20 protein-coding genes and 1 riboswitch are annotated in these 21,169 nt (G+C 51.9%); of the genes, 15 read left to right on the top strand and 5 right to left on the bottom strand.

The genetic code is table 11. The features are described from left to right. Positions 1–11: 11 nt before the first annotated feature. The 4 genes from KI362_RS24395 to KI362_RS24380 form a co-directional block, all read right to left on the bottom strand. Positions 12–815, bottom strand: coding sequence for a Cof-type HAD-IIB family hydrolase (locus tag KI362_RS24395; protein ID WP_301630878.1), 804 nt, complete (start codon positions 813–815; stop codon positions 12–14). Positions 816–853: 38 nt separating this feature from the next. Then, positions 854–1,756, bottom strand: a complete 903-nt coding sequence (locus tag KI362_RS24390; protein ID WP_301630877.1) for a DMT family transporter — start codon at positions 1,754–1,756, stop codon at positions 854–856. Positions 1,757–2,453: 697 nt separating this feature from the next. Next, the gene (locus KI362_RS24385) at positions 2,454–2,660 is read right to left on the bottom strand and encodes a hypothetical protein (RefSeq protein ID WP_044477520.1); all 207 of its coding nucleotides are present in this window, start codon (positions 2,658–2,660) and stop codon (positions 2,454–2,456) included. 196 nt (positions 2,661–2,856) lie between these two features. After that, on the bottom strand, positions 2,857–3,861 hold the full coding sequence (locus KI362_RS24380; RefSeq protein WP_301630876.1) for a lipoate--protein ligase: 1,005 nt from the start codon (positions 3,859–3,861) through the stop codon (positions 2,857–2,859). Positions 3,862–4,111: 250 nt separating this feature from the next. Between KI362_RS24380 and cobD the strand changes: the two genes are divergently transcribed. From cobD to cobS, 14 genes are all read left to right on the top strand, one after another. After that, positions 4,112–5,206: a threonine-phosphate decarboxylase CobD gene (gene cobD / locus KI362_RS24375; protein WP_301630875.1), complete on the top strand. Its 1,095-nt coding sequence runs from the start codon at positions 4,112–4,114 to the stop codon at positions 5,204–5,206. Then, positions 5,206–5,934, top strand: coding sequence for an adenosylcobinamide amidohydrolase (locus KI362_RS24370; RefSeq protein WP_301630873.1), 729 nt, complete (start codon positions 5,206–5,208; stop codon positions 5,932–5,934). Before cobD ends, KI362_RS24370 begins: the two co-directional genes overlap by 1 nt. Continuing rightward, positions 5,931–6,902, top strand: a complete 972-nt coding sequence (cbiB, locus tag KI362_RS24365) for an adenosylcobinamide-phosphate synthase CbiB (RefSeq protein WP_301630872.1) — start codon at positions 5,931–5,933, stop codon at positions 6,900–6,902. Before KI362_RS24370 ends, cbiB begins: the two co-directional genes overlap by 4 nt. Positions 6,903–6,950: 48 nt before the next feature. Next, positions 6,951–7,562, top strand: a complete 612-nt coding sequence (locus tag KI362_RS24360) for a histidine phosphatase family protein (protein ID WP_301630871.1) — start codon at positions 6,951–6,953, stop codon at positions 7,560–7,562. Positions 7,563–7,654: 92 nt separating this feature from the next. After that, a complete protein-coding gene (locus tag KI362_RS24355) occupies positions 7,655–8,959 on the top strand; it encodes a putative DNA modification/repair radical SAM protein (protein ID WP_212943896.1) in 1,305 nt (434 codons plus the stop codon). Continuing rightward, the gene (locus tag KI362_RS24350; RefSeq protein WP_044477527.1) at positions 8,956–9,723 is read left to right on the top strand and encodes a TIGR03915 family putative DNA repair protein; all 768 of its coding nucleotides are present in this window, start codon (positions 8,956–8,958) and stop codon (positions 9,721–9,723) included. The genes KI362_RS24355 and KI362_RS24350 overlap by 4 nt, the downstream gene beginning before the upstream one ends. A 5-nt stretch (positions 9,724–9,728) precedes the next feature. Beyond that, the gene (locus tag KI362_RS24345; protein ID WP_301630870.1) at positions 9,729–10,754 is read left to right on the top strand and encodes a TRM11 family SAM-dependent methyltransferase; all 1,026 of its coding nucleotides are present in this window, start codon (positions 9,729–9,731) and stop codon (positions 10,752–10,754) included. Positions 10,755–10,934: 180 nt separating this feature from the next. Continuing rightward, entirely contained in the window at positions 10,935–12,323 is a 1,389-nt protein-coding gene (locus tag KI362_RS24340; RefSeq protein WP_301630869.1) for a methyl-accepting chemotaxis protein, read from the top strand. A 93-nt stretch (positions 12,324–12,416) separates the two neighbouring features. Beyond that, positions 12,417–12,622: riboswitch (cobalamin riboswitch) on the top strand. A 186-nt stretch (positions 12,623–12,808) separates the two neighbouring features. Then, on the top strand, positions 12,809–13,825 hold the full coding sequence (locus KI362_RS24335) for an ABC transporter substrate-binding protein (protein WP_301630868.1): 1,017 nt from the start codon (positions 12,809–12,811) through the stop codon (positions 13,823–13,825). After that, positions 13,822–14,865, top strand: a complete 1,044-nt coding sequence (locus tag KI362_RS24330; protein ID WP_301630867.1) for a FecCD family ABC transporter permease — start codon at positions 13,822–13,824, stop codon at positions 14,863–14,865. Before KI362_RS24335 ends, KI362_RS24330 begins: the two co-directional genes overlap by 4 nt. After that, positions 14,862–15,686 (top strand): ABC transporter ATP-binding protein, encoded by an 825-nt coding sequence (locus KI362_RS24325; RefSeq protein WP_306432859.1) that lies wholly within the window; start codon positions 14,862–14,864, stop codon positions 15,684–15,686. The genes KI362_RS24330 and KI362_RS24325 overlap by 4 nt, the downstream gene beginning before the upstream one ends. Positions 15,687–15,715: 29 nt before the next feature. Beyond that, on the top strand, positions 15,716–16,807 hold the full coding sequence (cobT, locus tag KI362_RS24320; protein WP_301630866.1) for a nicotinate-nucleotide--dimethylbenzimidazole phosphoribosyltransferase: 1,092 nt from the start codon (positions 15,716–15,718) through the stop codon (positions 16,805–16,807). Next, the gene (gene cobU, locus KI362_RS24315; RefSeq protein ID WP_301630865.1) at positions 16,804–17,376 is read left to right on the top strand and encodes a bifunctional adenosylcobinamide kinase/adenosylcobinamide-phosphate guanylyltransferase; all 573 of its coding nucleotides are present in this window, start codon (positions 16,804–16,806) and stop codon (positions 17,374–17,376) included. Before cobT ends, cobU begins: the two co-directional genes overlap by 4 nt. Next, positions 17,373–18,185 carry an adenosylcobinamide-GDP ribazoletransferase gene (gene cobS / locus KI362_RS24310; protein WP_301630864.1) on the top strand — a complete coding sequence of 271 codons (813 nt, stop codon included), beginning with the start codon at positions 17,373–17,375 and terminating at the stop codon, positions 18,183–18,185. The genes cobU and cobS overlap by 4 nt, the downstream gene beginning before the upstream one ends. An 80-nt stretch (positions 18,186–18,265) precedes the next feature. On the opposite strand, the gene KI362_RS24305 is transcribed toward cobS, so the two are convergent. Then, positions 18,266–19,957, bottom strand: coding sequence for a methyl-accepting chemotaxis protein (locus KI362_RS24305; RefSeq protein WP_301630863.1), 1,692 nt, complete (start codon positions 19,955–19,957; stop codon positions 18,266–18,268). Between the two features lie 229 nt (positions 19,958–20,186). Between KI362_RS24305 and KI362_RS24300 the strand changes: the two genes are divergently transcribed. After that, complete coding sequence (locus tag KI362_RS24300) at positions 20,187–20,888, top strand: queuosine precursor transporter (RefSeq protein ID WP_301630862.1); 702 nt, start codon at positions 20,187–20,189, stop codon at positions 20,886–20,888. Positions 20,889–21,169: the final 281 nt, after the last annotated feature.

Raw genomic sequence — 21,169 nt, 5'->3', positions numbered from 1 at the left:
CAGGGCTGTAATTAATTCTCCTTGCCCAGAATAAACTTCTCGATCACATGCTTCACGCCATCCTCGTTGTTGCTCAAGGTGACATAATCCGCAATTTCCTTCAACGCCGGAATCGCATTGCCCATTGCTACACCCAGACCTGCAGCCTCAAGCATCTCATGGTCATTCCAGGAATCACCGATGGCAATACAATCTGAAGGCGAGCAGCCGAAATGGGCGGCGAGGAACTTCAGCGCATGGCCCTTGGTGCCTTCATGATGCATGATTTCCAGGAAGTTCGGCTTCGATTTGGTGATATGCACCTGGTCGCCCAACAATTCACGCAGCTTTGGTCCGAGTTCGTCCAGAAAAGCAGGCTCATCGATGATGAGCATCTTGGGCGTAGGCTGGTCGACCAGCTTTTTGAAGTCGGGTTCCACATAATAAGGAGTCCGGTTCAGAGCGGTATATTCCTTAATCTTGTCATTATCTTCTCTTGAGTACAGTTTATCATCAATGTAAGTCTGCAAATGCAGATTATGCCGGATGCAATACTCGAACAGCTTTGTTGCCGCTTCGACGGGGACATAGCGTTCATACAACACTTCCTCGTCCAGCAGGTTTTTCACAAGGGCGCCTTGATAAGTAATGATCGGCACATTCAGTCCGGTCTGGCGCGCAATAGCTTGTGCTGATGCGTAGGCGCGCCCGGTTGCAAGCGTCACGACGACGTCTTGAGCGATTGCCTGCTCCAGTGCTTGTTGCGTGGCGGGAGTAACTTCCTTTTCATCATTAATCAGGGTGTCGTCGATGTCGATGGCAATTAACTTGTACAATACGTCTCTCTCCTTTATCTCTAACTTACAGACTGTCTCTATTGTACCTCAAGGTTCGGAGATTTCAATTCCGACAGGAGCATTCCTGCTAAAATACATCCGCACCCCACAATCGCCGCCATGCCCAAAATTTCTCCACCGAAGAGGACGCCGGTAATTGCCGCAAAGACGGGCTCCATGGCAAAGATGACGGCAACCCGGGCCGGACTCGTGTATTTCTGGCAAGAGGTCTGGATCCAGAAGGCAAAAGCGCTGGTTGGTCCGATCGAAATGCAGAGAGCCCATAGCACCTCTGATTTCCATAGCAAAGGAATAACTTGCTCCAGGCTTCCGACCTGTTCGGTGAACGCGGAGCCAAGCAAGCTGAGAATACCGACAACAGCCATTTGCAGAGCCGTTAAAGGCAAGGCCGGATATTTGGGGGCAAATACACCGGTATAGGCGACATGAAGCGCAAAGGCGATTGCACACAGAAAGACCAGCAAATCCCCACGGTTCATCGTATATCCGGATTCTGCAAAAGCAAGCAAATACAATCCGATTGCAGCAAGTACAATACTGCCAAGCGTAAAACGCGTGATAGGTGTCTTTAATAGCAGCAATGAAAATAGCGGGACCAACACAACCGATAGCCCGGTAATAAAGCCGGTGTTGGACGTGGTGGTATACAAGAGCCCAACCGTTTGAAAGCCGTATCCGAGGAAGAGCAATCCTCCCAGAATGACAGCATGTCCGACCATCGGCCAAGATAGCTTTCTTAATTCGGAGCGGTAGAATATGCCGATAATCAGAAGGAGAAGGAGCGTAGCTCCAATAAACCGGATTCCGTTAAAGGCAAGCGGCGGGAGTACGCGGACGGCATGCTGCACGATCAGAAAAGTACAGCCCCACATCAAGGCAACCAACAGAAGGCCGGCATCAGCAATTCGGGATCGTTTCAATTCAGTTCGGCCTCCTTTTGAACACAAGTGATCAAATTGTACATTGCTGCAGAAAAATTGACAAGGACGGAATACAGTTATGTAGGACTTGAGCAGCCAGAACGGCAAAACATGCATAACTAGAGGATTGAATAGGAACAAGCAAAACGAGTAGCACGAATAGAACAAGAGAACAAGAAAACAAGAGAGTATGACAGCATGAAAACAAGCAAACATGCGAACATGAAAGCATGAAAGCATGAAAGCATGAGAACAAGCAAACAAGTAGCTACCCAGTGCTACTGCGTCGCTGCTAGCCGAATAAGTTAGGAGCTGTTACGGCGATTATAGCGGAGAATGTCATCAAAATTGCTGACGTGGGCCGCTCGTGCGGCGAAATAAATGCCAAAAGGCACTAAAATTCCTTGCTGGGGCCAAGCTGAGCATATTTTAGTGCCGAAAGGCATTAAAATTCGTTGCAATGGCCGGACTGGGCATTATTTTAGTGCCGAAAGGCATTAGAATTTTCAGGCGTAGGGCTCATGCGGTGAAATAAGTGCCGAAAGGCATTAAAATTACATTGTCATTGAAAAGGCATAGAGAGGCGGGCGGGCCTCCTATGCCTATGAGCGGATGAAGAAGTTGGCGGCGAATTTCATTGCGGGATACTATGAATTGCTTGATTTGGATTCATGCCCAAGGGAAGGGGAGGGGCTGACTAATCCAGATCGATATCCTCAATGTTCGTAAAATTGACTCTCACCCTGACGTTTTCTCCGTTTCTGCGGATGCGGAGAACGAGATAGTCCTCTCTGACAGCGACAATGACGCCTTCCAGGTCGTTTCCGTTAAAGCGATCGATATCTACCCGTCTTCCGATCCATGCCCTGGCTTGCCGGCGAAGCCGCTCAATTCTACGATTCATAGAATCTGTTCACCCTCTTTCACTTCAGGAATAGTACATCCTATGAAAAGATGAACCAGTCTGATAGAGATAAAAGGGGAGGGATATAAAAATATGCCAGTTTACTATAAACCCGTACATTCGAACAGCCCGGAGGCAGGGAATGCTTTCCGGGCTGTGGATATCGGTTCGCAGGAAGAGACGGGCTGTAAAATTATTATTCTTCCAGGAATACCAGGCCGATGAAGTCTTCTTTTTCCAAGTTGCCAAAATAATGCTTCACGTCCACATCCTCTAATGCAGAGCGAACATCATGCTCCTCATAACGAAGCCCGCGGAGCTTGTCCTCAATATCGGTGACATCGCCGACGCCAAAAAAGTCGCCATAGATTTTGATTCCTTGAATATAGCCGTCCTTAATATTCATGCGGAGGTCGATAATGCCGACAGGGAATTTCTTCGCGTGCTTGACATTGCTTTCCGGTGAAAGCCCGTAGTTCCAATCCCAGTTCTTGTAGCGATCCCGGGAAATCTCGTGAATTTTGTTCCAATCCTCTTCCTTAAGCTTGTATTGCGGAACATCCTTCGGCTCCATGCCGAAGATATGACGGAGCAGCTCGCCGCGGAATTCCTCGATCGTCATGTCTTTGTCCATGAAGCTGAGAATGTTGGCGACACGGCTGCGAACGGATTTTGTGCTCTTGGATTTGAATTTCTCTGGATTAGCATGAAGAGAAGCCTGCACATCATCCAGGTTGAGGTTGAACATTAAAGTACCGTGGCTAAACATCCGTCCTCTGGTCGAAAATTGGGCGTTGCCGGAAATCTTCTGCTCGCCAACCTGCAGATCATTGCGTCCGCTTAATTCGGCATTTACGCCAAGGGACCGCAGCGCTTCTACCACAGGCTCGGTAAACTTGCGGAAGTTATGGAAGGACTGGCCGTCATCCTTGGTGATGAAGCTGAAGTTCAGATTGCCGAGGTCATGATAGACTGCACCGCCACCGGACAGCCGGCGAACGACCTGAATGCCGTTCTCCTTGACGTATTCCTGATTAATTTCTTCGATTGTATTCTGATGCTTGCCGATGATAATTGAAGGCGCATTAATATAGAACAACAGATAACTGTCGTCCTCCAGCGGAAGGTGTCTCAACGCATATTCCTCAATCGCCAGGTTTACGGAAGCATCGGTAATGCCTTGATTGTCGATAAACAGCATGAAAGTAATCCCCCTTGTCCAATAAAATATTTGCTTGTCTATATGCTCTCTCTATTGTAAACCAATTTTCGGCAAAAAAAAGCGCGGATTTGAATTCAACAACTCATAGCCTGCGGGGTTAATTTTCTGATCGGGGTATGGTAGACTTCACCTGAATGGCTGGAGATTTGGTTCGTGAATAAAGGTTTGCAGATTTGAATCATAAGTATTGAATGAAGGACTCGGCAGTTCTTCAAGAGAGGTGAAGAGAATGTTGGAACTATACGGACATGGCGGGGATATACATACGGCTTCAGCAAAATTTGGACTCGCACCGGAGCGCTTTCTCGATTTCAGCGCCAATATTAATCCGTTAGGACCACCCCCGGGGGTGCTGGACTTGCTGGGTCAAGCCCTGCCATCAATTACTGCTTACCCGGACCCTGGGCATCGGGGGCTTGTGTCAAGGTTATCCGGAATGCTCGGCCTGGAGCCGGAATGTCTGGTGATCGGCAATGGTGCGGCAGAGAATATGGCATTGGTATTGCTGGCCTTTGCTCCTGCAAAGGTGGGGGTGATCCAACCATGCTTCTCGGAATACGCAAAGCTTGCTGCGAAATTCGGGGCGGAGGTTATGGCTGTTTTGGGGAAAGAAGAGCGGGATTTCAAGGCTTACCCAGATCAGATCATCGAGTTGATCTCCCGCTGCGGACTCGTATTCATCGGCCAGCCGAATAACCCGAACGGGGTTCAGTATGGTCTGCAGGAATTGAAGAGCTTTGCCGAAGCGGGGGAGCGCTACAATACCGTTATTGTGATGGATGAAGCGTTTATTGACTTTATTCCCGTGGAACGAAGACAGTCCTTGGAGAAAGAACTGATGGCCTACCGGAATCTGATTCTGATCCGCTCGATGACCAAATTTTATGCCATTCCCGGGCTGCGGCTGGGATATGCGATCGCTCATCCCGACCGGGCTGCCGCTATGCGGAACAAGCAGGTAACCTGGAGCGTCAACGGCCTTGCACTGTTAGCCGGAGAGGCTTGTCTGTCCGCTAACGGAACTTATGGCAGGGACACTATAGCTATGATCACGGAACAAAGAAGCCGCTTGAGGAAAGGACTTGCTGAGTTGAGCTGCCGGACCTGGCCCGGAGAGGCGAACTTCCTGCTCGTGAGATTGCCTGAAGGCTGGACGGCTGCAGCGATCCAGGCTCGACTGGGGGAACGCGGAATTCTTGTGCGCAGCTGCGCCATGTACCCGGGCCTCGGTCCCGGGGATATCCGGATTGCCGTGAAGAGCCCGGCAGCCTGTGACAGATTATTGCACGAGCTTGGGGATGTATTGGAAAGAGGGGACAGCTGATGGCAACGCCATTTTTGTATACAGGCAATGAAGGAAGATATGAATCCGAGAGCTGGAGGGGACTGAAGCTGGTTCGGGGAGAACGCCATATCCTGCTGGAGGCGCCTGCTGGTCTGGACGGCATTAGCAGCGCTGTATACGGGGGAGGAATGCGGCGCATAGAGCGGATGATCAATATCTACGTGGACCGTTTCTACCGCTGCGACAACCCCGAGGGGGATATCGCAGAAAGCTTGAAGCAGTGGGGAATTCCCACAGATCATACGGCAGGACTGCTGACTGCCGTTCAGCTGCGGCATGCGTCTGTACAGGAGGAGCAGAGCGGGGACTATTCCGTGCTATGCTGCGCTACGGCGGGCGTATCCAATGCCGCAAGAGCAGGGAGCCAGCGAACGACGTTCCGGGCGGATTGGACGCCTGGAACGATTAATGTGATGCTGGCGGTGGACGGACGCATGACCCAGGCCGCGATGGTCAATGCGGTGATGACGGCGACGGAGGCGAAGGCCGCCGCCCTGCACGATCTCGGCGTGTGCGATGCCGAGAATGGCCTTTCGGCCACCGGCACAACGACCGATGCCGTCGTCCTCGGCGTAAGCCAGCGCCCGGAGTGGGCGCTGCTGCACAGCTACGCCGGCACGGCAACGGATCTGGGCGGCACGGTTGGCCGCCTGGTGTACGCCGCCGTGAGCGAGTCGCTGCGTGCAGCAGCGGCGGAGCGGGCATGACGGCGGCGTGGTGGGTGCTGCCGGTCGCGTATGCGCTGGACCGGCTGCTGGGTGACCCGCGCTGGCTTCCTCATCCCGTGGTCGGGATGGGGAAGGCGATCTCGCGGGTCGAGGCGGCGCTGCGCCGCCTGTTCGCGCCCCGGGCCTTGCGGGGCGCGGGGGTGCTGCTGCCGCTGATCGTGGTCGGCGGCAGCTATGGGTTGACCTGGGCGCTGCTATGGCTGCTGGCCCAGGTCAACCCGTGGCTGGCGGCACTCGGAGAGGCCGCGCTGATCTGGACCACCATCGCGGCCAAGGGGCTCCGCGATGCAGGCATGGCCGTGTGCGCCCCGTTGCTCCGCGGTGACCTGCCTGCCGCGCGGCAGGCGCTCAGCATGATTGTGGGCCGCGACACGGACCATTTGGATGCGCCGGAGATTACGCGCGGCGCAGTGGAGACCGTAGCCGAGAACATTGTGGATGCCGTCGTGTCGCCGCTGTTTTTCGCGTTGATCGGAGGCGCACCGCTTGCGATGGCCTATCGTGCGGTCAATACGCTGGACTCTATGGTCGGCTATAAGAATGAACGGTACAAGGAGCTCGGCTGGGCTTCCGCGCGTCTGGATGATGCGGCCAATTACATCCCTGCGCGATTAACGGCTCTTATGCTTGTCGCAGCAGCGGCCTGTCTGCGCCTGAAGGCGCGGGAGGCCTGGAGGGCGGTACGGCGTGATGCATCCAAGCATCCCAGCCCGAACAGCGGCTACCCGGAGTCCGCTGTGGCTGGCGCCTTGGGCATCCGGCTGGGCGGCGAGAACAGCTATGGGGGACAGACTTCGTTCAGGGCTTATATGGGAGAGAAGCGCAGAGAGCTTGAGCCTCATGATATTCCCAAGACCGGAGCATTACTGATGGCTGTCTCCGGGGCCTTTGTGGTGATCGCTGCAGCCCTGCAATTTATGCTATCCTGGGCCGGTGTGGCGTGGTAGTTCGCTTTTATCCCTAGATCCTGTCCGTAAATGGAGGTGCTGAAGCATATGGAATGGTGGTTGATCCGTCATGGATATACGGAGTGGAACCGGAGTCGGCGCTATCAGGGGCACAGTGATCTTAAGCTGCTGTCTGGTGAAGAGGCAGCACTTGCGCAGCTCCCGGCTAAATTAGCGGGGATCCAATTCAGCAAGGTTTATTGCAGCGATTTGCTGCGCTGCCGTGAGACGCTGGCCCGCATTCGTCCTGATCTGGCTTCGGTTGCGTATTATGATGCCCGAATCCGCGAGTTGAATTTTGGAGCCTGGGAAGGGAAAACCTATGAGGAATTGAGGGGTTACAAGGCTTACCGGGAATGGATTGATGATCCAGCCTCGCAGGTGCCGCCTGGCGGGGAGTCCTGGGGACAATTTGAGTCCAGAGTTGCGGAATTCTGCAGTGAGCTTCGGAAGAATGCAACTGATCTCTTTCTGAATGAAGAGAATGCTTCCTTGCCTGCGCCTGTCCTGATCGTTACTCATGGAGGGGTAATTTCGCTGCTTGCAGGAAGACTGGCCGGCGGCCGTGACTTTCATGATCCTGATTTCAAGATCGCTCCGGGCGAGATTTTGCGGTTGAAGAGCATGCCGGATGGTGAGGCGGTTCTTTTACCAACGTAAAATTGACACGAAAAGGTCACAGCTAACCCTTCTCACAAATTGACTAGAACATACGTTCGTATTAAAATGAGAACAAAAGGGAGGCTGTGATGATGGATGTTTATGACAAGCTGACCATCTTGAGCGATTCGGCCAAATATGATGTGTCTTGTTCCTCCAGCGGGGTAGAGCGGGGAAATACGCCAGGCGGTACCGGTAATACGGCGGGGTGCGGCATTTGCCACAGCTTCGCAGCGGATGGACGCTGCATTTCTCTGCTTAAGGTGTTAATGAGCAATAGCTGTATTTTTGACTGTAAATATTGCGTCAATCGGCGCTCCAATGATACGAGACGGGCCATGTTTACGCCGGAAGAGCTTGCCGATCTGACGATGAATTTTTATCGCCGCAATTATATTGAGGGTTTGTTCCTCAGCTCCGGTATCATGCGGAACCCTGATTATACGACCGAGCAATTGATTAAGGTGCTGGAGCTGCTGCGGTACACCCATCGCTTTAACGGCTATATCCACGTGAAGGCCATTCCCGGAGCGGCCCCTGAGCTGATCACCCGCTTAGGATTGCTGGCTGACCGGATGAGCGTCAATATCGAGCTTCCTACACAGGACAGCTTGCGTCTTCTTGCGCCTGACAAATCCAAAGAATCGATTCTGAAGCCGATGTCGGCAATTCGTCAAGGCATTCAGGAGAATAGCTCCGATTTGGTGAAATACCGCCATGCGCCGCGCTTTGTTCCCGGCGGGCAAAGCACCCAGATGATTGTCGGAGCAACGCCTGACAGTGATTTGAGGATCATCACGCTCACCGAATCCTTATACAAGAAGTTTCAGTTGAAAAGGGTTTATTTCTCGGCGTATACGCCTGTCATGGAAGATTCGCTGCTGCCTGCACTGGACAGCAAGCCGCCGTTATTACGCGAGCATCGTCTGTATCAGGCGGACTGGCTGCTGCGGTTCTACGGCTTTGAAGCGAAGGAACTGCTGGATGAAGGGGCGCCGAATTTCAATCCGTTCATGGACCCGAAGTGCAACTGGGCGATGAATCATATCGATCAATTTCCGGTTGAAGTGAATACGGCTCCTTATGACAAGCTGGTTCGCGTACCGGGCATCGGAATCCGCAGCGCAAAGCGGATCGTTACAGCCAGAAAGGCAGGACGAATCGACTTCCATGGCTTGAAGAAGCTGGGCGTTGTCCTAAAGCGCGCGCAATACTTCATCACCTGCTCGGGCCGGCGGCTGGAAGGCTTGAAGGTCAATGAGAGCACCATTCTCCGATCGCTGATCTCCAAGCGGGAATACAGCATGTATTTGCCGAGCCCGCAAGTCGAGCAGTTATCCTTGTTCAGTGATGAGGAGCTTGCTGGCGGGGCGGGCAAGGAAGTGTTGTTGCCGTGAGTTGGACAACTGGAGTGTCGTATATCTATGACGGCACCTTTGACGGGTTGCTGACTTGCGTCTTCGAGAGCTATGAACGCAAGGAAGAACTGGCCGATATTAGCTCTGCGGAGGAGCCGCAGGCTGTTCTGTTTGCCCCGCGGACAGTGGCGACGTGTCAGGCAAAGGCGGAACGGGTCTACAACTCCATTGCGCGCAATATTTCTCCGCAAGCTCAGGATTTGATTCGTTGCGGCTTTCTTACTTGTGCCCCTCAGAAGGAGCTGCTGATTTACCGCTTCTTGCGGATCGGCTTCCGCGTTGGGGGACGAGTGATGCAAATGCTGACCGAGCCCTCGATCCATCAATTGAACAAGGCTGTGCGTCATTTGAAGACGGAAAGCCATGCTTTTATGGGGTTTGTTCGCTTCTCGATCCATGATGATGTACTGGTAGCGGTGATTGAGCCGAAAAATCGGGTGCTTCCCTTGATTGCAGGGCACTTCTGCCAGCGTTTTGCAGGCGATACTTTTTTGATTTATGATAAGAATCATGGCGAGGCCTTGATGTATCGCCATGATGCGCGGCCAGAAGAGAGACTGATGATGCTGAATGCGGACGAAATTTCCATACCGGAAGCTGACGAGAAAGAAGAGGGTTATCGGCGGTTATGGAAGCGATTCTATGATACGGTTGCCATTCAAGAACGTATCAATCACCGCGCTCGTTTATCCCATATGCCCAAGCGGTATTGGGCCCATTTGACGGAAATGCAAGAGGAATGAATCTAATGAAGAGCAGCTTTGAAATAACGGATTATGAATTGGGAGAGCATTGGCGTACAGGAGTCTGCATCTATCCCTATGCTTGCCATGAGAGCGAGCGCGATCTATGCAGGCTGGAACTGTCGTCTTTATTTGAAACAGGTGCAAATCGTACGCTGTTTAGCAGCAGGTTCGAAGCTCGAAGCGGATCGAGGAATTACATTCAGAGTCTCAAGAGAATTGACTCGGATCGGAGCCCGTTTATATCCATGCGGGTCGATATCGGGATGCAGACCCCAACCTTAGAAGAGCTGCTGGAGCAAGTAGGACATCTTACGCTGAACGGGCGCAGCTTCAAGATCATGTATCTGAAATGCGGAGAAATGCGAAGCTATGAGGAACAGCGGGAAATGGAACGCCTTGTTGGCCGGAGAATACGGGGTAAGGCTGAAATGAAGTCGCCTGATCTATTGTTTGGATTGCTTGCTTCTGAAGAGGGATGGCAGCTAGGCATATGCCGGCAGGGGCTTCGCCCTTGGCTTTCTCATAAGCATAAGCCAAGCAATTATTCAACGGGTCTGTCCGCTACCGTCGCCCGCTCTTTAGTCAATATCGCAGTGCCAGAGCTGGAGGGAATCAAGGTGATTGATCCCTGCTGCGGGATGGGCAATGTCATGATCGAGGCCTTATCGATGGGAATTGATATTGTAGGTGTAGATATAAATCCGCTTGCCGTACAAGGTGCGCGGAGAAATCTCAGCTTTTTCGGCCATGACCCTGCTGCTTTGGTGAAGCTTGGGGATATGAACGAAGTGCGTGAACACTATGACGCTGCGATTCTGGATATGCCTTACAATTTATGCTCTGTCCTGCCGGAAGGCGATAAGTTGAGGATGCTGACCCGCTTGGGGCAGATCAGTTCAAGAGCTGTAATTGTAACTACGGAGGAGATTGCAGACTTGCTCCCTGGATGCGGCTTGCATGCTATTGATCATGCATCCCTCGACAAGGGGAGCTTCAGAAGACATATCTGGCTATGTGAGAGGAAATGAGTATTAATTCCGATTCCAGCCGATTAAAAGCTCAAAAACATAACTTATCATGTTATGTTTTTGAGCTTATTTGTTTATTTTCGCTAAAAACTACTCTTTATTCCGCAGAAAATACTGTCTATAGCCAGGTTTCTATTTTATAATGTTAGATAAATTGACATTATAGAACGGAGTGGAGCTATGTTCCGATTTCAATCAGCAGTCAAGAATAAACACGAGGAGGTTTCTCCGGTTTGGGAGAAGATCGCCCGAGAATCGTTAGTTGCTGCGGATCGTCTGCAGGCGGCGGTTAGTGAAGTGGATGAAAGCATGGAGCAGCTTCAAGAGCTGTCGGAGCTTTCTTCTGCACTGGACTTGGGCTTAAAGGCAGGTAGTGAGCGTTCTTTGGAGCAAATGCAGGAAAGCCTGGCTGTGGTCCAGGAGGTCGCTTCCTCCGCACAGCGAATTCAGGATGCGGCTGAACAGCTGCATCTTCGGAGCGACAAGACACTTCAGGAAGCATCGCGTATTACAAAGTCATTAGCTGAGGCTGATGGTACGATCCGCTCGCTGGCAGAATCGCAGCAGTCCATTTCCGGTCCATTGGGTGATCTTGAGAACAATACACATCAGTTAAATAAGCTGTATGAGGAATTAGAGGGAATTGCAGGCGAGGTATCCTTACTCGCTTTAAATGCGTCCATTGAAGCAGCGAGATTGGGAGAGCAGGGCAGAGGCTTCGATGTGGTGGCAAGCCGGATGCGGCAATTGGCTGAACAGAGTACAGCTGCAATCGGCAATTCGGCTCCGTTGTTTCGCCAGATCTCTAATGAAGTATCCCGGGTGAAGGATACGATCAAGCAGGGGCAATCCTCGGCTATGGACGGGGTGGCGTTGTTGAGATCCATGGGGGACGATATTCGATATATTTCCGAGGAGATTGCCTCTGTGAACGAACACGTTGCGGAGACAGGACGTCTCAGCATGGAGCAGTCGGAAATGACTCGTAATATGAAGGTTATGATGCAAGAAGTACATCAGGTGCTTCAAAGCAATATCATCCATGTTGACGGGGCGCTGCAGCGCATGGATTCTCAGCGAGTACATATCTCCCGGCTGAAGTCGGTAGCCGCAGGGCTTCATCTTGCCCAGGATGAGCTCTTATCTTCTCTGGATACTGTTCGGGGAGTTCTTGATCAGCAGGACACAGGATTGACCTCAGCTTATGTGGAGGAGATCGGACAAGCCTTCGCGGACAAGCTGCATGCTGAAGCGGCCAGCGGTCTGTATGAGGAGATGAGTATTGATGCACATCATACAGCGCTAAAGTCTTTGTTAGCCAGGGAAGCTGGGTTGGAGGCGGCCTGGACCAATCGTGCGGACGGAACCTTTGTTGTCTCCATCCCGGAGGCAGGATTGCTGAATGCTAAGGGCAGGGAATGGTTTCGGCAGGCTATGAAGGGAAGTGCTGTCATATCGGATGTATATGTATCGGCGATTACGAAACAGCGCTGTATTACACTATCGGTACCCATCACAAAGGGCGGGGCAGTCGTCGGTGTTCTGGGAGCGGATTTGTCGCTGGGCTAATCAGCGCAGTATTCAGCGCAGGTATTCACAGTATTGTGTCTTTATAGCTTTTCCCCTATAATCCAATAGAGAAAGAAAGGTCTGAACGAGAATCGAATAATATACCTGTTTGGTCCTGAAGCCGACGTTTCGCGTGTGTCTTCGGGTTAAAAGGGAAGCCGGTGGAAGTCCGGCACGGTCCCGCCACTGTAACCAGGGATGAAGCTGCATGAGGCCACTGCAAGCAAGATTGCTTGACGGGAAGGCGAGCATTCATCGGAACCTGGAAGTCAGGAGACCTGCCAGCAGGAAGCAGACGGTCCTTCGAGGAAAGGATAACGTTCTATCAAAGCAAGCGGATTGCCTGTACATGACTCAGGCTTGCTCCGTGCTCTCTTTGAAGACGTGACCCTCCCAACGCGGACGGGTTTTCTTTTTTTTGTCCCGTTTATTCGTGTTCCGGCACTTCTTGACTACATTACAGATTATGGGGGAGAGAACGAATCATGAAGAAATGGACTCAGATGTGGGCGCTGGTACTGTTGGCTCTCGTGATCGCACTGACAGGCTGTGGTGCCAAGGAGAACAATAGTGCCGCGACAAATAACGCAACAAATGCGGTTCAAAATGCTGCAAACGAGACTTCATCCAATACAGCGGATGAACAACCTGCTGACTCATTAAGCACGGAATATCCGTTAACAGTGACCGATGCCTTCGGAGTGGAATTCACCTTCGAATCTGCGCCAGAGCGCATCGTATCTCTTGCGCCTTCCGAGACCGAAGGGTTGTTCGCGCTGGGTCTGGATGAGCAGGTGGTAGGGGTATCCGATAATGATGATTATCCGGAAGCGGTTCAAGACAAGCCGCGGATGGGCGGGTTTCAAATCAATGTTGAAGCTGTCATCGCAGCCCAGCCTGACTTGGTGCTCGCCGGCAACCTGGTTGGTGAGGACGTGGTAAAGAGTCTTAGTGACCTTGGAATCAAGGTGTATCGTTCCAATCCGAAGACGGTGGAGCAGGTCATGGAGAATATCCGTACCGTCGGACAAATCACAGACCGCGGACAAGCCGCAGAGGAAGTTATTGCGGGGATGGAAGCCGAGTTGAAGAAAGTAACCGATGCGGTGCAATCCGTACCGGATGATCAGAAGAAGCAAGTATATATCGAATTTTCGACGGGCTGGACGGTTGGCAAGGGTGAATTCATGGATGAAATGATTACGCTTGCCGGAGGAGTGAACGTGGCTTCCGACATTACCGGCTGGAGCGAAATCAATGAAGAAAACATTATTCAAAAGAATCCGGATGTCATTCTGTATGCGCAAAGTGTAATAGATGAAAAGAATCGCACACTGGCCGAGATCATCAAGTCAAGAGGCGGGTGGGAGCAAATCACGGCGGTGAAGGAAGACCGTATTGTTGGCTTGGATGACAATCTGTTAAGCCGTCCGGGTCCGCGTGTGACTCAAGGCTTGATTCAGGTTGCCGCAGCGATTTATCCGGACCTGATCCAGCCATGAGATCCAAGCTGACCGGCTACGGTATTCTCGGCTTGGGACTGCTGTGCGTTACGCTGGTCATCTGTGTCGGCTTCGGCTCTGTATCCGTGCCTGCACGGGAGATTACCGCGATTCTTGCTCATCGCATTCCGGTGATCGGCAGCATGGTAGAACCGCAATGGAGTGCCGCATCGGAGACGATTGTGATGCAGGTCCGCTTACCGCGGGTGCTGCTGGGACTGTTGGTCGGGTCTACGCTGGCTGTAGCGGGAGCTGCGTTTCAAGGTGTGCTGCGCAATCCGCTTGCAGACCCGTTCACGCTCGGCGTATCCTCCGGATCGGCTGTCGGAGCTGCGGTGCTCATTTTCTTTGGCTGGCAGTTCTCCTGGATCGGCATATTCACGCTTCCGGTCGTTGCCTTTACTACGGGGGCGCTGACACTGGGCATTGTGCTCTGGCTTGCCCGTGAGCAGGGGAAGATTCCTGCGGAAAGCCTGATCCTGTCCGGCGTAGTGATGCAGTCCTTTTTAGGTGCGATTGTGTCGTTCCTGACCGCGATGTCGAAGAAGACGATAAATGAAATTATGTACTGGACAATGGGAAGCTTGAACCTCCGAGGATGGTCGTATACGGCCATCCTGCTTCCATATTTACTGGCAGGCTTGATCTTCCTGTGGAGCCAGGCCCGCTCCTTGAATCTGCTGGCGCTTGGCGAGAAACAAGCGGCTCATTCCGGGCTTCATGTGGAACGGACCAAGCTGCTGACTCTGCTTGTCGCCACATTAATGACGGCAGCTGCTGTATCGGTGTCCGGGGTCATTGGCTTTGTCGGCCTGGTCATTCCCCATATGATCCGTTTGTTCACCGGCTCTGATTACAGATTGATTATTCCGTTATCCGCTCTTGGCGGGGGGATCTTTATGATGTGGAGCGATCTGGCAGCCAGATCACTGCTTGCGCCTACGGAGATTCCACTGGGTGTGATTACAGCATTTATAGGCGCTCCGTTCTTCGGGTATTTGCTGTACCGAAAGAAAAAAGTCAGAGAGAGTGAGTCATGATGCTCGAGGTAAAGCAGGCGTCCAAAGCGTACGGCAAGCAGCAGGCCTTAAAGGATATTGACTGGAAGGTCAAGCGAGGGGAGTTCTGGGGAGTAATCGGACCGAACGGCAGCGGCAAGAGCACGTTGCTGAATTTGCTGTCCGGTACGGAGAGGGCGGACGCCGGGGAAGTCCTTCTCCATGACAAGCCGATCGAATCCTATCGACGTAAAGAACTCTCAAGGCGTCTTGCCGTATTGCAGCAGGATGGCCTTCCTCCCATTTCGTTTACGGTCAGAGAGGTATTGGAAATGGGGCGTTATCCTTTTCAGAACTGGCGAGGAACGGATATGGATGAGCATGCGGAGCATATTCTGGAAGACATTATGCAACGTCTTGACCTGACCTCGCTTGCCGATCGGCCGCTAAGCAGTTTGAGCGGGGGCCAGCGTCAACGGGCTGCCTTGGGCAAGGTAATGGCTCAGCAGCCTGAGATTATTTTACTGGATGAGCCGACTACTTTTCTGGATATTCGCTATCAGCTGCAATTTATGGAATTGGTCGAGACATGGCGGCAGCAAGAGGACTTGACGGTGATTGCAGTTATGCATGACCTCAATCTGGCCTCTTTATACTGCAATGCCTTGCTTGTGCTGGATCGAGGGCAAGTTGCTGGCTCTGGCTGCCCGAAGCAGTTGATGACGCCTGAGCTGATCCGGAGAATTTTTGCGGTTCATGCGTATAATGTGCCGCATCCCGATCACGGCGAACCACAGCTGCTGTATCGAAAGGGGCCTTCACAGACCTCACCGGATAATTCTGATAGAATAGGAATACGATAATTCGATATCTTGGAAGCGAGGTTGAAACGATGAATCAGACGATCTCAAGCCTGGTGGATAGCATTGCTCCGGTGGACAAGTCTGCGGAAGAGGCGGCTCTGGCCCATCTGAACCAGTTGACGAAGCCCCCCGGCAGTCTCGGCAAATTGGAGGCGTTAGCCGTCAAGCTCGCCGGAGTGAGCGGAAAAGTCATGTCCTCCTATCCCGCACGCGCCGTTGTTGTAATGGCCGGAGATCACGGGGTATGTGAAGAAGGAATCAGTGCTTTTCCGTCCGAGGTTACCGCGCAAATGGTCAGTAATTTCCTGAATGGCGGTGCGGCTGTCAATGTGCTTGCCCGTCAAGCGGATGCTGAGGTGCTCTGTGTTGACATCGGGGTACAGACGGACTTGCAGCACCCTGGGTTGATATCGAAAAAAATCAGGTACGGGACAGCTAATATGGTCAAGGAACCGGCGATGACGCGGGAAGAGGCGGAGGCGGCTATTATGGCTGGCGCTGAGGTTGCCCGGAGTGCCTTCTCCCGCGGTGTAAGACTCTTTGTGACCGGAGAGATGGGGATCGGCAATACAACGGCAAGTGCGGCTGTGATGAGCGGATTGACGGGCATCTCCACCCGGGAGAGCGTTGGCAGGGGGACCGGAATTGATGATGATGGGCTTCGTCTCAAAATCATTACTGTAGATCGGGCCCTCGAATTGCATAAGCCGAATGGTCATGATCCGGTGGATGTTCTGTCCAAGGTAGGCGGCCTGGAAATTGCCGGTCTTACGGGCGTTATCCTCGCAGCTGCGGCACTGCGCTGTCCTGTCATTATTGACGGATTCATCTCGAGTGCGGCTGCACTCGCCGCAGCTAAGCTCGCGCCTGATGCTGTCCAGTATATGATTGCTTCCCATGTATCTCAAGAGCCTGGGCATGTTCATTTGCTGAAGGAGCTTGGTCTGGAGCCTATGCTGCATCTTGATATGCGATTAGGGGAAGGGACTGGCGGTGTGCTGGCTATTCACCTTGTAGATGCTGCCTGCAAAATCATGGCGGAGATGGCGACATTCACAAGCGCCGGCGTCTCTTCAGCTTCTGATGGGACTGCATCTTCGCCTGAGGGGGAAGCGCGATGATCGTATTGGTCACAGGCGGCGCGCGAAGCGGCAAGAGCAGCTTTGCCGAGTCCTGGTGCATAAAGCACAGTGATTCCGGGAGCGGGCTGTATATTGCGACTGCACAGGCTTTTGACGAGGAGATGAAGGAGCGTATTCAGCATCACCGGGGCCAGCGGGAGGGGAGCGGGTTCAAATGGACCACGCTGGAGGAGCCTCTCCGACTGCCGGAGCTTCTCTCGACCCTTGTTCAAGCAGGGAGCAGTTCATCGGTTGTGCTTGTAGATTGTCTTACCTTATGGCTTTCCAATGTGCTGCTAAGCGATGAGGAAGAGAACGGCTCGGGGGAGGAATCCCGGACAGAGTCCAGCATTCGTAGGCTTGTTGAAGCTGTGTCGGCATATTCAGGTCAGCTTGTTCTGGTGACCAATGAGGTAGGAAGCGGGATTGTTCCGGAATTTAGATTGGGGAGACAGTACAGGGATCTGGCAGGACGGCTGAATCAAAGCATCGCAGCGATTGCCGACCAGGTATTTCTGGTAACCGCCGGTATTCCAATCGAGTTAAAGGGCAGGGAGTATCGGTTATGAGACAGACGGTACAGCCGCTTCAAGCGGCCTTTCAGTTTCTGACCCGCTTCCCGGTCAAAGCGGAGCTGGATTTCACACCGGAGCTGCTGCGTGCAAGTACGCGCCATTATCCGTTAGTTGGAGCCGTTATCGGCGTAAGTATATGTGCCGCGGCGCTGCTGGCCTCCTGGCTGCTCCCGCCGCTGCCCGCCGCTGTAATCAGCTTGATCATCTGGGTCTGGCTGACAGGGGGCTTGCATCTTGATGGCTGGATGGATTGTGCAGATGCCCTGCTTAGCTACCGGCCACGAGAAAAGATGCTGGAGATCATGAAGGACAGCCGTGTAGGAGCCATGGGGGTGCTGGCCTGCGTTCTGCTGTTGATGCTAAAGGCCGCGCTGCTCTCCTCGCTTATTGCTGCCGGGCAATTGGCTATCTCCTGCGCCTTGTTGACGGTGCCCGTATGGAGCCGCTGGTTCATGGTGTACGCTATGAGCAAATGGCCATCGGCCAGAGACGGAGAAGGACTTGCTGCAAAATTCGGAGGCCTGAACGCATCTAATGCCCAAAGCGCCGCAGTATCGGCAATCTTGATCACATTCCTGGGGATGACGATTCCTTTGTTGGTGTTTGGCGTTACCATCGGGCTTCCGGCTGCTTCCTATGGAATCTACTTCTTTGCTGCTCCATTGCTGACGCTAGCTGCCGGAGTATATGCAGGCAGTAGAGTCAATAAGAAGCTGGGCGGATTAACGGGAGATGTGTATGGCGCGCTTAACGAGGGCTTGGAGTGTCTTCTTTTGCTGGCCGCAGTGATTTTGTTCCTTTAGATGTTAGGTTAATGTGATCTGATCCAAATCCAAAAGCGGCTGCTCGAAGGAGCTTGATTCCTTCGGGCAGCCGCTTTATTCTAGATTTTAAACTTGAGCACTTCATTTTGAAGGATCAAGGCATGATTGTATAACTCCTGCACGATCTTTGTATGCTCTTCCATTTCCTTGATTTGCTGTTCCGCATAACCGGCAATTTCTTCGATACTCTTCAACGATTTGCCCGTAATATTGGCGGCCTCTTCCACGGAGGCAGTCACTTCCTCCGTTCCGGCGGAGACCTCCTGCGTAGAAGCGGAGACGCTTTGGATCGTCATGTTGATATTGTTGATTAATGCAGTCAATTGCTCGAAAGCGTTGCTTGCTTGTGTTACGCGCTCCGTGCCTGAATGAATCTCGTCACCGACTAGATCCATTGCCTGTACAGAATTCATCGCTTCCTCGCGGATGCCCAGCAAATTCTCGCTGATCTGATCTGTTGCAAGCCGCGACTGCTCGGCAAGCTTGCGCACTTCTTCAGCAACAACCGCAAAGCCTTTGCCATGCTCGCCTGCGCGGGCCGCTTCGATTGCCGCATTGAGTGACAGAATATTGATTTGCTTCGTAATCTCCATAATCGTGCTGACCGTTGTTGAGATCGACTCCGACCGGTCGTTAAGCGCCGCAATCGACTCTCTTGACTTGGAGGCGGCCTCTTCGACCAGCTTCATTTGGGAGACGGCGGTTTGAGCAAGCTCGTTGCCTGTCATTGCTTCATTGGAAGCTTGACCGATCTTCACGGTTACTTCAGCCGAGGAGGTAGCAATATGCTGCACGCCCTGAGAGATTTCCTCCATTGCACGAGCATTTTCAGCCGTAGTGGAAGCAATCGTGTAGCTGCCTTTTTCGATTTCGCTCGTAGCTGCGCCGGAACGCTCCGTCAGTTCTTTAAAGGTCGCGGCCGATTGATTCAAGTATCCGGACCCATCAACCACGGCCCGGGAGGTCGTCATAACCTTGCCGATCATATCCTGCAATTGCTTGCTCATGCTTCGGAAGCTCTCCGCCAGCTTGCCGACCTCATCCTTGGAAGTATAATCAACAGTTTCTCTGAAGTCGCCCTTGGCCATTTTTTCAGTCGCGATGACCAGTTTCTTCATAGGCTTGGAAATTCGGCTGCTGACGATATAGGCCCCAAGCAAGCCGATCACGATGACAGTAAGCGAAATCAAGAGACAGATCCAGAGGATAAAGGCTTCCTTGTCCTTGATAAAAGTAGCATCCATGCTTACCGCAAGGATAGCCGTGCTGCCAGGCAGTGCGATATAGGCGGTCTTATGGTAACCATACTGGTCTGCATAAAGATCTGTGATGGAGGCATTGCCTTTCGATTCTACAGATTTCATAGCCTCCTGAATCTCAAGCTTGTCCCCGACTTTCATCAAGGAATCCTCGCTGACCCCGATGACCGTGGCCTCGCTCTCCTGCAGGTCGAATAAGTAGGCGGAATCCAGCTGGAATTCTTCTACCTTTTGCGTCAGATAAGACTCGACGGCAAAGCGTGAGTTTTCCTTTCCATTTAACAGTTGAAGAGCCTGGGAGGTATCAAGTTGTCTGAAAATATCCTTGGAGCTGGTTTTCAGTACTTTGTCGAACTGGGGGAGAACCTGCTGGTTAATAATTCCGGTAGACACCAAATAGAAGCTGGTAGTAAACATTAGTGAAGATAATAAGATAACCACTGTAAATGTAACCATAAACTTGCGGTTGATAGAATGACTCAGTTTCAGCATGAACATCCTCTCCATTTATCCAGTTTTCATTTTCTCTATGTTTTTCTCTATGTATTGTAGGCGGACAATGGAAATTGACCGCTGTTCATTATTTCTATTCTATAGAAAAAAAAGGATTTTGAAAATAAACAATTTTGTGTATTTCATTTTCATTATCGTTACTTTGGGGAAGAAAGTGTAGTAAAGAAGGCTGAATTGTGATAATTTGTCGTTTGGGAGGCGAAGGCGGTTGTTTAATGTTGCTTGGGGTATTTTGTATATGCTTGTAAATTTCAGTTTCTTTCTGCTTTGTTACAAGCTGTTTGGTAAAAAAGGAATCTACGCCTGGATAGGTGTGGCTACTGTGGTGGCTAACATTCAGGTGATCAAAACGATTGAAATGTTCGGCATCGTGATGACGCTGGGCAATACGATGTATGTCAGCTTGTATCTGGCGAGCGATCTGTTGAATGAGAAGTTTGGACGTAAGGAAGCGAAGAAGGCGGTATGGTTCGGTTTCTTCACATTGATTATGACGACGATTCTGATGCAGATGACGTTGGTCTTTGAACGTCAGCCAAGCGATACGGGGCAAGCCTCGCTGGAGACGATCTTCGGCCTGATGCCAAGATTGGCCTTAGGAAGCCTGAGCGCCTATTTTGTGAGCCAGTTTCTGGATGTACGCTTATATGCCTGGATCCGCAAATTATATCCCGCCCGCAACCAGCTTTGGATCAGAAATAACGGGAGTACGATGGTAAGCTCGTTTGTCGATACCTTGATCTTCTGTACTATTGCATTTGCCGGCGAATACAGTCTGCAGGTATGGACGGAAATTTTACTGACGACCTACTTATTTAAATTTGTACTGACGGCAGCAGGGACACCCTTCCTGTACATTGCGCGGAATTTTCGCCATGAAGAGGATGAAACTGCCGTTGCCGGCTCCTAGATAGTAGGACTCCGAACCTACTTTCGGCAAGCCTCGAAGCTTTAGTGACATTCTGCATTATAATCGCCTCACGAGCACCCGTGCCAGCAATTTTAATGCCCTAAATTCACTTATTTCCTAACGCAAAATTTGGGACGTGCTAACGGACATTTTGGAGACTGTCTATTAACTGTTTACAACTCACTAACTTCAGCAATTCATATTCCGTTTTTTAGTACTAGAATGATTGGTTTTCTCCCGAATTCGTCCATTATCTACGTATTCCGTGGTATAATGGTCGT

It is taken from the genome of Paenibacillus apis (assembly GCF_018333295.1).
GTDB classification, from domain to species: domain Bacteria; phylum Bacillota; class Bacilli; order Paenibacillales; family Paenibacillaceae; genus Fontibacillus; species Fontibacillus antibioticophila.
Note: the sequence above shows the minus strand (reverse complement) of the source record. Positions and strands in the feature narration are given on the sequence as shown.